The 13,323-nt window shown below is 64.4% G+C and carries 13 protein-coding genes; 8 read left to right on the forward strand and 5 right to left on the reverse strand.

The window, feature by feature from the left end; genetic code table 11:
• Together ACF3ND_RS02745 and gcvH are read left to right on the forward strand one after the other, a co-directional pair.
• Positions 1-1,233, forward strand: a complete 1,233-nt coding sequence (locus tag ACF3ND_RS02745; RefSeq protein WP_394064016.1) for an NAD(P)/FAD-dependent oxidoreductase — start codon at positions 1-3, stop codon at positions 1,231-1,233.
• Positions 1,234-1,272: 39 nt separating this feature from the next.
• Complete coding sequence (gene gcvH, locus ACF3ND_RS02750; protein WP_394064018.1) at positions 1,273-1,647, forward strand: glycine cleavage system protein GcvH; 375 nt, start codon at positions 1,273-1,275, stop codon at positions 1,645-1,647.
• Positions 1,648-1,911: 264 nt separating this feature from the next.
• Here the strand turns inward: gcvH and ACF3ND_RS02755 are convergent, their stop codons facing one another.
• The 4 genes from ACF3ND_RS02755 to ACF3ND_RS02770 form a co-directional block, all read right to left on the reverse strand.
• Entirely contained in the window at positions 1,912-3,237 is a 1,326-nt protein-coding gene (locus ACF3ND_RS02755; protein ID WP_394064020.1) for an aspartate aminotransferase family protein, read from the reverse strand.
• Between the two features lie 134 nt (positions 3,238-3,371).
• The gene (locus tag ACF3ND_RS02760) at positions 3,372-3,866 is read right to left on the reverse strand and encodes a dihydrofolate reductase (protein WP_394064022.1); all 495 of its coding nucleotides are present in this window, start codon (positions 3,864-3,866) and stop codon (positions 3,372-3,374) included.
• Positions 3,863-4,663 carry a thymidylate synthase gene (locus ACF3ND_RS02765; protein ID WP_394064023.1) on the reverse strand — a complete coding sequence of 267 codons (801 nt, stop codon included), beginning with the start codon at positions 4,661-4,663 and terminating at the stop codon, positions 3,863-3,865. Before ACF3ND_RS02765 ends, ACF3ND_RS02760 begins: the two co-directional genes overlap by 4 nt.
• Before the next feature lie 7 nt (positions 4,664-4,670).
• On the reverse strand, positions 4,671-5,093 hold the full coding sequence (locus tag ACF3ND_RS02770; protein WP_394064025.1) for an OsmC family protein: 423 nt from the start codon (positions 5,091-5,093) through the stop codon (positions 4,671-4,673).
• Between the two features lie 550 nt (positions 5,094-5,643).
• On the opposite strand from ACF3ND_RS02770, the gene ACF3ND_RS02775 reads away from it, so the two are divergent.
• The 6 genes from ACF3ND_RS02775 to coq7 are packed head-to-tail and all read left to right on the forward strand — an operon-like array spanning position 5,644 to position 10,542.
• The gene (locus ACF3ND_RS02775) at positions 5,644-7,299 is read left to right on the forward strand and encodes a cbb3-type cytochrome c oxidase subunit I (RefSeq protein WP_394064027.1); all 1,656 of its coding nucleotides are present in this window, start codon (positions 5,644-5,646) and stop codon (positions 7,297-7,299) included.
• Positions 7,300-7,306: 7 nt separating this feature from the next.
• The gene (locus ACF3ND_RS02780) at positions 7,307-7,897 is read left to right on the forward strand and encodes a cbb3-type cytochrome c oxidase subunit II (protein WP_394064029.1); all 591 of its coding nucleotides are present in this window, start codon (positions 7,307-7,309) and stop codon (positions 7,895-7,897) included.
• Between the two features lie 55 nt (positions 7,898-7,952).
• A complete protein-coding gene (locus ACF3ND_RS02785) occupies positions 7,953-8,552 on the forward strand; it encodes a c-type cytochrome (RefSeq protein ID WP_394064031.1) in 600 nt (199 codons plus the stop codon).
• A 21-nt stretch (positions 8,553-8,573) separates the two neighbouring features.
• Positions 8,574-9,206 (forward strand): SCO family protein, encoded by a 633-nt coding sequence (locus ACF3ND_RS02790; protein ID WP_394064033.1) that lies wholly within the window; start codon positions 8,574-8,576, stop codon positions 9,204-9,206.
• Entirely contained in the window at positions 9,203-9,841 is a 639-nt protein-coding gene (locus ACF3ND_RS02795; protein ID WP_394064035.1) for a hypothetical protein, read from the forward strand. Before ACF3ND_RS02790 ends, ACF3ND_RS02795 begins: the two co-directional genes overlap by 4 nt.
• Before the next feature lie 32 nt (positions 9,842-9,873).
• Positions 9,874-10,542: a 2-polyprenyl-3-methyl-6-methoxy-1,4-benzoquinone monooxygenase gene (coq7, locus tag ACF3ND_RS02800; protein ID WP_394064037.1), complete on the forward strand. Its 669-nt coding sequence runs from the start codon at positions 9,874-9,876 to the stop codon at positions 10,540-10,542.
• A gap of 1,338 nt (positions 10,543-11,880) precedes the next feature.
• Here the strand turns inward: coq7 and pyk are convergent.
• Entirely contained in the window at positions 11,881-13,308 is a 1,428-nt protein-coding gene (gene pyk, locus ACF3ND_RS02805; RefSeq protein WP_394064039.1) for a pyruvate kinase, read from the reverse strand.
• Between the last annotated feature and the right edge of the window lie 15 nt (positions 13,309-13,323).

The raw sequence follows: 13,323 nt of genomic DNA on the forward strand, positions 1-13,323 counted from the left end.
GTGGCACCATTTTTCGACGTCGCCGTCATTGGCGCAGGGGCGGCCGGCATGCTGGCCGCCGGCATGGCCGGCCAGCGCGGCCTTCGGGTCGTGCTGATCGATCACGCGGAAAAGCTCGCCGAGAAGATACGCATCTCCGGCGGCGGCCGCTGCAATTTCACCAACACCGGGACCTCTCCGGAAAACTTCATTTCGCAGAATCCGCACTTCTGCCGTTCCGCCCTGGCGGCCTATACGCCGCAGGATTTTCTGCAGCTGGTGCGCGACTACCGCATCGGCTACCACGAAAAGCACAAGGGCCAGCTGTTCTGCGACGATTCCAGCGAGTCCATCATCCAGATGCTGCGCCAGGAGTGCCTGAAAGGGCAGGTGTCCTGGCGCATGCCCTGTTCGGTGCAATCCATAGGCCGCATCGAGGCCGGCTTCGTGCTGCGCACCAGCCAGGGCGACCTGCAGGCGCGCCAGGTGGTCATCGCCACCGGCGGCATGGCCATCCCGCAACTGGGCTCCACGGATTATGCGCTGCGCGTGGCCCGGCACTTCGGCCTCAAGGTCATCGAGCCGCACCCGGCGCTGGTTCCGCTGACTTTCGACGGCCGGGACTGGCGTCCGTTTTCCTCGCTGAGCGGCATGGCGCTGGAAGTGGAAGTCAGCACGGGCGCCGGCAAGCAGCGCCAGGCCTTCCTGGAGGATCTGCTGTTCACGCACCGCGGCCTGTCCGGTCCGGCCATCCTGCAGATTTCCAGCTACTGGAAGTCGGGCGAGGGGATCACCGTGGACCTGGCTCCCGGCCAGGACATAGGCCAGCAATTGCTGGACGCCAAGCCCGGCAATCGCCAGCTCCTGGTCACGGTCCTCTCGAGCCTGTGGCCGCGCCGCCTGGTGGAGCAGTGGCTGGACACCTCGGACCTGCTGCCCGGGGGCGTGGGCCAGCAGCGCCTGGCGGACCTGCCGGACCGCGTGCTGCGCACGGTCGGGCAGGTCATCAATGCCTGGCAGCTCAAGCCCAGCGGCACGGCCGGCTACAAGAAGGCCGAGGTCATGAGCGGCGGAGTGGACACGCGCGAGCTGAATCAGAAGAACATGGAGGCCCGCAAGGTGCCCGGCCTGTACTTCATCGGCGAGGCGGTCGACGTGACCGGCTGGCTGGGCGGCTACAATTTCCAGTGGGCATGGGCGTCGGCGGCGGCTTGCGCGCGCTCGCTCAGCGCTGATCCCGGGCGTGGTTTATAGTTTAGGCAACAAGCACTTTTTGTTTTTAAGGGGGGGCGCATGCAGCTACCTGACGATAGAAAATATGTGGCCACCCACGAGTGGGCCAAGGCAGACGGCGATGTGGTGCTGGTGGGCATCACCGACTTTGCCCAGGACCAACTGGGCGATCTGGTGTTCGTGGGCGAGTTCACGCCCGGCACGCGCCTGGAAGCCGGCCAGACGGCCGGCGTGGTCGAGTCGGTCAAGGCCGCGTCGGACATCTATGCGCCCGTCGCGGGCGAACTGGTGGAGTTCAACGAAGCGCTGTCCGATTCGCCCAACCTGATCAACGAGGCGGCGTTCGATATCTGGATCTTCAAGCTCAAGGCCGACAATCCCGCCGACCTGGACGGCCTGCTGGACGGCCCCGGCTACGAGGCCGTGGCCGAGTAAACAACCGGTCTTGGGCGCTTCATGCCGTACGCAATGCCTCCTTCGGGAGGCATTGTTTTGTCTGTTGTGAAAGCGGGCCAGGGGTTCGGTGTGAACCACGCGGCAAGCTCAAGGGGCGCCCGGCGCCTGCTGCCGGCCAGGGGCGCCGGCAAGCCGTCAGCCCGGACCGGCCCTGTCTTTTCCCGGGCGGAGTCGTCACCAAGACCAGTCTGTTATCGGCCTGCCCGTCCACCTCTGGGAAACTTCTGAAGAATCACGAAAAACCTAGCGCACGTTCTTCAAGGCTGTCCGAATGGTGCCGAATATCTGATCGATCTGTTCCTGCTCCACGATCAGCGGCGGAGAAATGGCGATGGTGTCGCCGGTGTAGCGCACCAGCACCCCTTGCTCGAAACAGGCGTTGAAGACTTCGGCGGCGCGCGCGCCGGGCGCGCCCGCGCGGCTGGCCAGTTCGATGCCGGCCACCAGCCCCAGATTGCGGATGTCGATGATGTGCGGACTGCCGCGCAAGGAGTGGGCCGCCTGTTCGAAGTAGGGGCTCAGGCGCCGGGCGCGCTGGAACAGCGCCTCATCCTGGTAGATCTCCAGGGTGGCCAGGATGGCGGCCGTGGCAAGCGGGTGGGCGGAATAGGTGTAGCCGTGAAAGAATTCGATTCCGCCTTGGCTGGCGTCCAGGATGGCGTCGTGAATCTCGCGCCGCACGGCCACCGCCCCGGCGGGCACAGCGGCATTGCTGATGCCCTTGGCGAGCGTGATCAGGTCGGGCGTGACGTGGAAGTACTGGCTGGCGGTGTTGTCCCCCAGGCGGCCGAACGCGGTGATGACTTCGTCGAAAATGAGCAGGATGCCGTGCTTGCTCGTGATCTGGCGCAGGCGCTCCAGATAGCCCTGGGGCGGGACCAGCACGCCGGTCGATCCGGCCAGCGGCTCCACGATCACGGCGGCGATGTTGCTGGCGTCATGCAGGGCGATGAGCCCTTCCAGGTGGTCGGCCAGATGCGCGCCCCAGGCCGGCTGCCCCTGGGTAAAGGCATTGTGTTCCAGGCTGTGCGTGTGGGGCAGGTGGTCCACGCCGGGAATCAGGATGGGCGAGAAGGCCCGGCGGTTGGCGGTGATGCCGCCCACCGAGATGCCGCCCAGGCCCACGCCGTGGTAGCTGCGTTCGCGGCCGATGAAGCGCGTGCGCTGCCCTTGTCCGCGGGCCCGATGGTAGGCCAGGGCGATCTTCAGCGCGGTGTCCACGGACTCCGAGCCGGAATTGGTGAAGAAGATGCGGTCCAGCCCGTCGGGCATGAGGCCGGCCACCGCCTGGGCGGCGCGAAAGGCGTCCTCGTGGCCGAGCTGGAAGCTGGGCGCGTAGTCCAGGTTCATGGTCTGGCGCGTCAGCGCCTCGATGATGTGGGCGCGGCCGTGTCCGGCGTTCACGCACCACAGGCCCGCCGTGCCGTCCAGGATGGGGCGTCCGTCCGCCGTGTAATAGTGCATGCCTTTGGCGCGGGCCAGCAGCTTGGGGTTCTGTTTGAACTGGCGATTGGCCGTGAACGGCATCCAGAGAGAAGACAGGTCGGGGCTGGCGGGGGGACGGATCATGGCGCATTCCAGGAAGAAGGACACACGAAACCTGACGGTCTGCTGACCGTGCATCTGTATTGTCTCGCGTCCTTGCTGCGCTGCAAAGCGCCGCCGTCTTGGCAAAAACCCCTAGGAGGGAGCCCCTGCCAGCTTCAGGTGGCGCGCCGGTAGGTGACGAAGTCGAACTTCAGGCCGTTCTCGGGGGGCTGGGGCAGGCGCTCGACTTCCTTCCACTGGCTGTCGGACAGCTCGGGGAAGAAAGTGTCGCCGGCTACAAAAGCGTGGATTTCCGTGGCGACCAGCTCGTGGGCGAGAGGCAGGGCCAGCCGGAAGAGCTGTTCGCCGCCGATCACGCAGACCGTCCCGGCATCGGGACAGGCACGCAGGGCCTGGTCCAGGTCGGTGAAGACCTGGGCGCCGGGCGCCGGATAGTCCGCATTGCGGCTGATGACCAGGTTGGGGCGGCCCGGCAAGGGACGGCCCAGGGACTCCCAGGTCTTGCGGCCCATGATGATGGGCAGGCCCATGGTGACGCGCTTGAAATGCTGCAGGTCGGAGGGCAGGCGCCAGGGCAGGGCGTTGTCCTTGCCGATGCAGCGGTTGGCCGAGTAGGCCACGACCAGGCGGATGGCGGGAGGCGTAGTCATACGGCGACGGGAGCCTTGATGTGGGGGTGGGGTTCGTAGCCGGTGATCTCGAAGTCCTCGAATTCGTAGTCGAACAGGCTGGCGGGCTTGCGCTTGATGGTCAGCGTGGGATAGGGGCGGGGCTCGCGCGCGAGCTGCAGCTCGGCCTGCTCGAAGTGATTCGAATACAGGTGGCAGTCGCCGCCGGTCCAGATGAAGTCGCCCACGTCCAGGTCGCATTGCTGGGCCACCATGTGCGTCAGCAGGGCGTAGCTGGCGATGTTGAAGGGCACGCCCAGGAAAATGTCCGCGCTGCGCTGGTAGAGCTGGCAGGACAGCTTGCCGTCGGCCACGTAGAACTGGAACAGGGCGTGGCAGGGCGGCAGGGCCATCTGGCCGACGTCGGCCACGTTCCAGGCGGACACGATCAGGCGGCGGGAGTCGGGGTTGCGGCGGATCTGCTCCACGACTTGGCTGATCTGGTCGATGTGGCGCCCGTCCGGCGTGGGCCAGGAGCGCCACTGCACTCCATAGACCGGACCCAGGTTGCCGTCCGCATCCGCCCATTCGTCCCAGATGGATACGCCGCGCTCCTGCAGCCAGCGCACATTGGAGTCCCCGCGCAGGAACCACAGCAGCTCGATAAAGATGCTGCGGGTGTGCAGTTTCTTGGTGGTGATCAGGGGAAAGCCCTGCGAGAGATCGAAGCGCATCTGGTGGCCGAACACCGAACGGGTGCCCGTGCCGGTGCGGTCGGTCTTGGGGGTGCCTTGGGTGTAGACCAGGCGCAGCAGGTCTTCGTAGGGGTGTGCGGACATGGCGGTCTCAGGCTTGCTGGATGTCGATGGAATAGGTGATCTCGGCGGTCTTGCCCAGCATGGCGGAGGCCGAGCAGTACTTGTCGTGCGAGAGCTGCACGGCGCGTTCCACGGCCGTGCGGGGCAGGTCCTTGCCGGTCACCACGAAAGTGAAATGGATGCGGGTGAAGACCTTGGGGTCGGTGTCGGCCCGTTCGGCCGTGAGCTTGACCTGGCAGCCGGTGATGGCGTGCCGGCCGCGCTTCAGGATGAGCACGACGTCGTAGGCTGCGCAGCCGCCTGCGCCGGTCAGCAGCATCTCCATGGGGCGGGGGGCGAGGTTGTTGCCGCCGCCTTCGGGCGCGCCGTCCATGGCGGTCACGTGGCCGCTGCCCGTGCGGGCGACAAAGAGCATGCCTTCGGAGCCGCCCCAGTCGATTGTGCATTCCATAGTGGTGTCCTTGATTCGGTCCGGGGCGAGCCCGGTCGGTGTGAGTCTTCGCTCGATTGTACTTTCTCGACCGCTGAGCGTGCACGCGCATCTCCCCGGCCGGCGAAGGGACTGGTCCTGATTTTTATAGGCGCTATCAGCTTATATGAATGTGGCGAAATTGTGACGAGGATATATCCGATCTGCTATGACAGCTACGGACAGGAACGCAGACAAAATGTGAGGACATGGGTGGTTTTGTTGTTTGTCCTAGGATAAACTGCAAGCCAGGTAAGGGAGAAATTGAAACAGCCATGTCACGAGGGTTTACCCTCGCCTATAATGGCCGCTGCCCATATACCAAAAAAAGTCGTGTCCGTATTTGTTCTGTCTCAATAAACCCCGCGTTGCCTGGGGGCTTTATCAAGGCGTAACAGACGGTTGTTTTAACATGGCGGCTCTCGCGACCTAGGCAGTCGCAGATTTCTTGCGTCCACTCTCTTTTGATCTGCGACGCGTCAAGTGCCGCTGAGCTGCTTGGCAGCTTCACATTAACCAGGCCTGGATCATTGTGAATACCGTTTCAATACTGCTTTTAGCTTTCATATTGTCCGTAACTGGACTTTTCGTCTTCATCTGGTCGTTACGCCGCAACTTCTTCGACGACAGCCCGGCCGCCGCCAAGGAGATCTTCTCCCAAGGCGAAATCGGTCAGGTCGACGATCCCTCCGCCACGCCTGAGCAGCGCCTGGCCCTGCAGAAGGAAATGGGCGAGACCGCCATTTCCGCCGACGCACACCGCGCCCTGAGCGTGGAGCTGGCCGAGCGCGTGGAAGCCGACCGCTCCTCGGCCTACGTCACGTTCATGTTTCTGTCCTGTGCCATTGTCTGGCTGATCGTGGCCTCCACGGCCGGTCTGATCAGCTCGATCAAGCTGCACGAACCCGACTTCCTGACCCAGTACGCCTGGATGACCTTCGGCCGCATGCGCACGCTGCACCTGAACGCCGTCGCCTACGGCTGGGCGCCCATGGCCGCCTTCGGCGTGGCCATGTGGATGCTGCCCCGCCTGTTCAAGACGCCCCTGATGGGCGCGCGTTTCGCCATCCTGGGCGGCGCCCTGTGGAACGCCGGCCTGATCGCGGGCCTGGGCAGCATCGCCGTGGGGATCACCGACGGCATGGAATGGCTGGAAATGCCCTGGCAGATCGACATCCTGCTGGTGATCGGCGGCGCCCTGGCGGCCCTGCCCCTGGTGTTCACCCTGCAGAACCGTCGCACCCATCACCTGTACGTGTCCGTGTGGTACATGGGCGCGGCCCTGTTCTGGTTCCCCATCCTGTTCCTGGTCGGCAACCTGCCCGCCGTGCACGTGGGCGTCGAGCAGGCCACGATGAACTGGTGGTTCGGCCACAACGTGCTGGGCCTGTTCTACACCCCCATGGCGCTGGCTTCGGTGTACTACTTCCTGCCCAAGATCATCGGCCAGCCCATCGCCTCCTACAACCTGTCCCTGGTGGGTTTCTGGGGCCTGGCGTTCTTCTACGGCCAGGTCGGCGGCCACCACCTGGTGGGCGGTCCCGTGCCCCAGTGGATGGTCACCCTGTCCATCGTGCAGAGCATGATGATGATCATTCCCGTGCTGGCCTTCTCCATCAACCAGCACTACACCATGAAGGGTCACTTCCGCACCCTGATCCACTCGCCCACCCTGCGCTTCATCGTGCTGGGCGGCATGATGTACACCGTCAGCTCCATCCAGGGCTCCTTTGAAGCTCTGCGCAGCATCAACACGATCACCCACTTCACCCACTTCACGGTCGCCCACGCCCACATCGGCCTGTACGGCTTCTTCACCGTGGTGATGTTCGGCGCGATCTACTACGTGATGCCCCGCGTCATGTCCTGGGAATGGCCTTATCCCAAGCTGATCTCCCTGCACTTCTGGCTGGTGGTGATCGGCTTCGGCATCTACGCCGTGGGCCTGAGCATTGGCGGCTGGCTGCAAGGCCTGGCCATGCTGGATCCGGCCAAAGCCTTCATGGAATCCGTTTTTGTCACGATGCCTTACCTGAAATCGCGTTCTCTGGGTGGCGCCCTGATGACCCTGGGCCACCTCGTGTTTGCCTTCCACTTTGTGGCAATGGCTCTGCGCTATGGCAGCCGTCGTATTGGTCCAGCCCTGTTTCACCAGCGCTCGGCAACTCGCAATGTAGTGGAGGCCTGATTTAGTCATGGAAAGCGAATACAAACTCTTGGGCGGCGCCATGGTGACGCTCGCCCTGGCCATCTCGGCCCTGGTCGTCATCCCTTATCTGCAAGTCGAGAAGGTGGAGCCGCCCGAAGGCCTGAAGCCTTACACCAGCGTCGAGCTGCGCGGCCGCCAGCAGTACATCAACATGGGTTGCGTCTACTGCCACTCGCAGCAGCCGCGCAGCCAGAACCAGGCGCCTGACTTCCAGCGCGGCTGGGGCCGCGCTTCCGTGGCCGGCGACTACTACTACGACACGCCCCACCTGCTGGGCACCATGCGCACCGGTCCGGACCTGATGAACATCGGCGCCCGCCAGCCCAGCGTGGACTGGCACCTGGGCCACTTGTACCAGCCCCGCGCCTACACGCCCGGCAGCAACATGCCTGCCTACCCCTTCATGTTCGAGCTGAAGGACAAGGCCGAGGCCGGCGACAAGGTCGTCAATCTGCCCGGCGCCTTCGCTCCGGAAGGAAAAGTGGTCGTGGCCAAGCCTGAGGCCCTGGACCTGGTTCAGTATCTGTTGGCCCTGGACCGTACGTATCCCGTATCGCCCGCCAGCGTTCTCAAATAAACAGATACCGTCGAGCTAGTGCGCCCCGCGTGTCGGGGCGCATCGGAGAATTAGAATGACTGACAATCACAAGTACGACGCGCAGCTGCGCGAGAACGCCGATCCGCACGAGAAGGCGGAGCCGGTGCCATGGGTGGTGCTGCTCGTCATCGCAGGCCTGTTCCTGTGGGGCATCTACTATATATTCAGCAGCAACCTGAGCTACGACTCCACGGTGGGTGACAACCGCATCGCCGCCGACTTCAAGGCTCCTGAAGGCGCCGAAGGCGGCAAGATCGACGGCCACCAGCTGTTCGTGGCGCAGTGCGCGGCCTGTCACCAGGCCACGGGCGCCGGCATCCCGGGCGTGTTCCCTCCGCTGGTCGGCTCCGAATGGGTGCTGCGCAAGCCCGAGGTGCTGGTCCAGATCCTGCTGCACGGCATCACCGGCGAAATCACGGTCAAGGGCAACAAGTACAATGGCGCCATGCCCGAATTCCGCGAGAAGTTCAATGACGCGGAAATGGCGGCGGTAGTAAACTACCTGCGTACTGAATTGGGTGACAACAGCGCCGACCCCGTGGATGAGGCCTTTGTCAAAGCTGAACGTGAAAAAACCGCTGACAAGACCGACCACTGGAATGGCGACGCCGACCTGGCGCCCATGGAACAGTGATGCCGTACTGAAGGGCCGGGAATGAAACTCCTGGCAAGTCTCCTGCTGGTCTGCGCCCTGGGCATAGGGGCGCTGGCCCACCTGACCCAGGGGTTCTCGGCCCTGACCTCCGAGACGGCCCGTCGCAACGACGTGGCCGCCTCTCCCCGGCCCATCTCCGATGTGTCGGTCCTGACTCCCTCCAACGCCATACGCAGCCTGCACGATGTCCTGCACCAAGACGGGCGCGTGGCCATCGTCAACTTCATCTATACCCGCTGCGTCACGCTGTGCCTGGCCATGGGTTCCGAATACCAGCAGTTGCAGCAGGCCATCCTGGACGAGGGCCTGCAGGACAAGGTGCGCCTGCTGAGCATCAGCTTCGATCCCACGGATTCGGCTGATCGCCTGCAGCGCTACAGCCACATGATGAAGGCGGATCCCGCGGTCTGGCAATTCGTCACCATGATGCCGGGCGACGAGCGCCAGCGCGTCCTGGATGACTTTGGCATCATCGTCATTCCCGCGCCGTTCGACGAATACGAGCACAATGCCGCCTACCACGTGGTGACGGCCGAGCCGCGGTTGCGGCGCATCGTGGACTACGGCGAACCCATCCTGGCCCTGTCGCACGCGCGCCAGGCCCTGGAGCGCGTCCGGAAGGCGGCCCCATGATCCAGTTGCGAACCTCTCCGGCGCCGCGCCGCATCCGTCCTTACCTGGGCAGCATCCTGGCCCTGCTGGCCGCCGTGCTGTTCGCCGCCGCGGCGTACTGGGACCGGCCGCTGACCGCCCAGATGAGCCTGCACATGCTGGTGCACATCCCCTTGCTGGTGCTTTCCGGCGTGGTCCTGCAATTGGCTCTGAGCTTCCAGGGCGCGGGGCGCAGCCGCGCGATGCAGGCGGTTCTGCGGCCCTATTACGCCTTGAACGAGTACGGCCTGCCGGGACTGATCCTGGTCAGCTTCGCGGCTGCCTACTGGATGGTGCCCAAGGCGCTGGACGACGTGCTGGTGTCTTCCTCCATGGCGCTGGGCAAGTATGTCGGCCTGGTGCTGATGGGCATGCTGTTCATGGAGTCCTGGCGGCGCGCCCACCTGGTGTTCCGCCTGTTCTTTCTGGGCAACTTCTGCTGGATGATGGCCATCGTGGGCATTCTTTACCAGGATAACCCCATGCGCCTGTGCAACTTCTATCTGCAGTCGGATCAGGAAATCGCCGGCATCGGGCTGGTGGTCATGGCCTGCGTGCTTCCCTTGCTCTGGCTCTTGGCCGAGATCAAGGCCATCCTGGCCTTTTTGCGGCAATAATAGCGATTGATTCTGTTTTTCAGGTGGCTCCCATGAACCGTTCCCTTCCGGCCGGCGCTTACCGGCTGCACAGACGCACCGGCCTGTTCGATCAATTCCTGACCGAGGCCAACCGGGCACTGGACGTGCTGGGCCGGTCGGCGCGCGCTTCGCGCCCGAATCCAGCCGGCAAGGAAGTGTCGGACATCACGCCCGAGGAAGCGCGCCACGCCGCCGGCCTGATGCGCGTCAATCACGTGGGCGAGATCTGCGCGCAGGCGCTCTATCGCAGCCAGGCCATGCTGTGCAAGGATCCACAGGTCACCGACGTATTGCTGCACGCCGCCCAGGAAGAGGTGGACCACCTGGCCTGGTGCGACGACCGGTTGCGCGAACTGGACAGCCGGCCCAGCATCTTCAATCCATTCTGGTATGCAAGTTCGTTTGCGCTGGGCTTGATCGCCAGCCGAGCCGGCGTCTCCTATAACCTGGGCTTCATGGCCGAAACCGAACGCCAGGTCGAACAGCATCTGGACAGCCACTTGGAGTCGCTGCCCCAGGCCGACGCGCGCTCGCGGCGCGTGGTCGAGCAGATGCGCGACGACGAGATCGAGCATCGCCGCACGGCCGAACATAACGGCGCCGCAAGTCTGCCGCCGCCCATCAAGGCGGCCATGCGCATGATGTCCAAGGTCATGACCACCACGGCCTATCGCTTGTAGAGCCTTGCTTGCGCTTTGTGTCGGAAGGCCGCTCTCGGAGCGGCTTTTTTTTGGGTTCTTCGAGGAATTTCGGGGGCTCCTCCGTGTTTGGCAAGCCGTTTGGGCCAAGCGGAAAGAGGCTCAGGCCCTCGCGAGACAGGCCGGGGCGGGCCGGCTTGGCTGGGTCCTTCGCCCGCGCTGCGCGCGGGTTCCCTGGTCAGGATACTGGGGCGGGCGGGGCGTGAACTCGCAGCGTGATTCGTCCACTGGACGAATCACAAGCGTCCTGCTCGAGCAGCACGCCCCTTGCCTCCCGCCCCCGCATCCCGCCTGCGGCGAAGGCCCTGACTCGCCCGCCGGCCCGCCCTGGCCCTCCTCGCGAGAACGGCACCGCTGTATTGGCCCAAACGGCGGGACGTCCGCGCAAGCCGCATAACGCGTCAACCTCACATCCCGCTGAGCTTTCTGTTTGGTGAATGGTGCCTGTGGCCGGGTCGATGCCATCGACATTTTGAGCCGTTCAAGGCGCAGGAAGAGCGGACGGGGCGGGTCGGATGGCTTGCCGCAGGCGGGGCGCGGGGACGGGAGCTAAGCGTCGTTCTGTTCGACGGCGGCGCTTGTTGCTCGTCTGGGGGGCGAGCAACCCGCCGGAGTTAACGACGCGCCCGGCCACGCGCCCCGACCAGGGCACCGGCGCGCCGCGCCGGCAAGCCGTCAGTCCCGTCCGCTCTTCCTGCACCTTGAGCGGTGTCTTTGGAAGACCAGTGCGGCATCGACCTGGCAAATTGGCTCCCGGAATTCTTCACAGAATTTTTTTTCCTGCATCAGAGCGTCGCAAAGAGGGCGTTTTGCCGGCTGTGACCGTTCAGCGGATGATGGTTTGGGGGCTTAGGGATAACGACTAGATACCTGCGGCCTGTTTTGCGCTAGGAAATGAGGCATTAACGCCACAAGTTCTTGGTTTATGCGGCCTCGAGCGTATTTATCTTGCATCGCACAAATTTTATGGATAAACTTCAGTTATCGGATGTCGAAAAGAAAGCGGGAAAAACAACGGTAATTACCCTAGCTTTCTGGCTCGATGAATCATCTAGCAGCCCGACATGCCACGGTTGTCTCCTCCACCCTCCTCCTTTGGTGGATTTGCCCGAGATCTCTTGATCTCGGGTTTTTTTTTGCCCGCGGCTAGCGATGAGCCTCGCCATTGGGTGCCTGCTTGAGCCTTGCTGGCTCCGCCCCTCGCCTGAGGGCGTCGGCATTGTCCGGAAAGTTCACGAGAGAGTCGGAGCGGGGAGGGCGTAAAAAGCACACTGCCCGCTCGAGGCGGGCAGTGTGTTGCTCAGGACAGGGCCGGGAGTGTCAGGCCTTGGCGCCGGGCACGGTGGCCACATGCAGCAGATTGGTCTTGCCGCTGTTGCCGAAAGGCACGCCTGCGATCATGACGATGGTGTCGCCTGCGCTCGCAAAGTCATTGCTGACGGCCACGTCGGTGGCGTGATCAATCATTTCGCTCAGGTCGCTCACGTCTTCGCAAGGAATGGCATGCACGCCCCAGGCCAGGGCCAGGCGGCGGGCGGTTTCCAGCTTGGGGGTCAGGGCCAGGATGGGCGCGGTGGGGCGCTCGCGGCTGGCGCGCAGGGCGCTGAAGCCGGTCGTGGTGTAGGCCACCGTGGTGGCGGGCTCCAGGATGGCGGCCACGCGGCGCAAGGCGCAGCAGATGGCGTCCGCGGTGGTGGCCTCGGCCGTGCTGTGGTTGGCCTCCAGAATGGTGCGCCAGCTGGGGTCGTTCTCGATCTCCTTGATGATGCTGTCCATGATGGAAACGGCTTCGAGCGGGAATTGGCCCGAGGCCGATTCGGCCGACAGCATGACGGCGTCCGCGCCCGAGTAGATGGCGGTGGCCACGTCCGACGCTTCGGCGCGCGTGGGCACGGGGGAGGTGATCATGGATTCCAGCATCTGGGTGGCCACGACCACGGGGCGGCCGGCGGCGCGCGCCGTGCGCACGATCTGGCGCTGCAGCACGGGCACGCGCTGCGGGGGAACTTCCACGCCCAGGTCGCCGCGAGCGACCATCACGCCGTCGCACAGATGCACGATCTCTTCCAGGTGCTCGAGCGCCTGCGGTTTCTCCAGCTTGGCCATGATCCAGGCCTTGTCGCCGATGATCTCGCGAGCTTCGCGAATGTCGCCGGGACGCTGCACGAAGGACAGGGCCACCCAGTCCACGCCCAGCTCCAGGCCGAATTTCAGGTCGGCCAGGTCTTTTTCGGTCAGGGGCGAAATGGGCAGGACCACGCCGGGCACGTTCACGCCCTTGCGGTCGGACAGGGGGCCGCCGACCATGACGGTGGTCTCGGCGAAATCAGGGCCGAAGCTGTCCACGCGCAGGCGCAGCTTGCCGTCGTCCAGCAGCAGGTCGGTGCCGTTCTCCAGGGCGGCGAAGATCTCGGGATGCGGCAGGTGGGCGCGAGTGCCGTCGCCTTCGGCCGGATCCAGGTCCAGTCGGAACTTCTGGCCGGTCTGCAGCTGCACGCGGCCGTCCTTCATCTTGCCCACGCGCAGCTTGGGCCCCTGCAGGTCCATCAGGATGCCGATGCTGCGGCCCGTTTCCTTTTCGATCTGGCGGATCGCGTGGTAGCGGGCGGCGTGGTCTTCATGGGTGCCGTGGCTGAAGTTCAGGCGGAATACATCGGCGCCGGCCTCGAACAGCTCGCGGATGCGTTCCGGCGTGGAGCTGGCAGGGCCCAGCGTGGCCAGAATGCGGGATTGACGTTGACGTTTCATGGTGTTGTCCTTGCT

This window comes from Alcaligenes sp. WGS1538 (assembly GCF_043187505.1).
Classification (GTDB): domain Bacteria; phylum Pseudomonadota; class Gammaproteobacteria; order Burkholderiales; family Burkholderiaceae_B; genus Alcaligenes.

Coding starts and splice junctions, on each gene's coding strand:
- gcvH (WP_394064018.1), top strand. CDS start 1,273: ATGCAGCTACCTGACGATAGAAAATATGTGGCCACCCACGAGTGGGCC.
- ACF3ND_RS02755 (WP_394064020.1), bottom strand. CDS start 3,237: ATGATCCGTCCCCCCGCCAGCCCCGACCTGTCTTCTCTCTGGATGCCG.
- ACF3ND_RS02760 (WP_394064022.1), bottom strand. CDS start 3,866: ATGACTACGCCTCCCGCCATCCGCCTGGTCGTGGCCTACTCGGCCAAC.
- ACF3ND_RS02765 (WP_394064023.1), bottom strand. CDS start 4,663: ATGTCCGCACACCCCTACGAAGACCTGCTGCGCCTGGTCTACACCCAA.
- ACF3ND_RS02770 (WP_394064025.1), bottom strand. CDS start 5,093: ATGGAATGCACAATCGACTGGGGCGGCTCCGAAGGCATGCTCTTTGTC.
- ACF3ND_RS02780 (WP_394064029.1), top strand. CDS start 7,307: ATGGAAAGCGAATACAAACTCTTGGGCGGCGCCATGGTGACGCTCGCC.
- ACF3ND_RS02785 (WP_394064031.1), top strand. CDS start 7,953: ATGACTGACAATCACAAGTACGACGCGCAGCTGCGCGAGAACGCCGAT.
- ACF3ND_RS02790 (WP_394064033.1), top strand. CDS start 8,574: ATGAAACTCCTGGCAAGTCTCCTGCTGGTCTGCGCCCTGGGCATAGGG.
- ACF3ND_RS02795 (WP_394064035.1), top strand. CDS start 9,203: ATGATCCAGTTGCGAACCTCTCCGGCGCCGCGCCGCATCCGTCCTTAC.
- coq7 (WP_394064037.1), top strand. CDS start 9,874: ATGAACCGTTCCCTTCCGGCCGGCGCTTACCGGCTGCACAGACGCACC.
- pyk (WP_394064039.1), bottom strand. CDS start 13,308: ATGAAACGTCAACGTCAATCCCGCATTCTGGCCACGCTGGGCCCTGCC.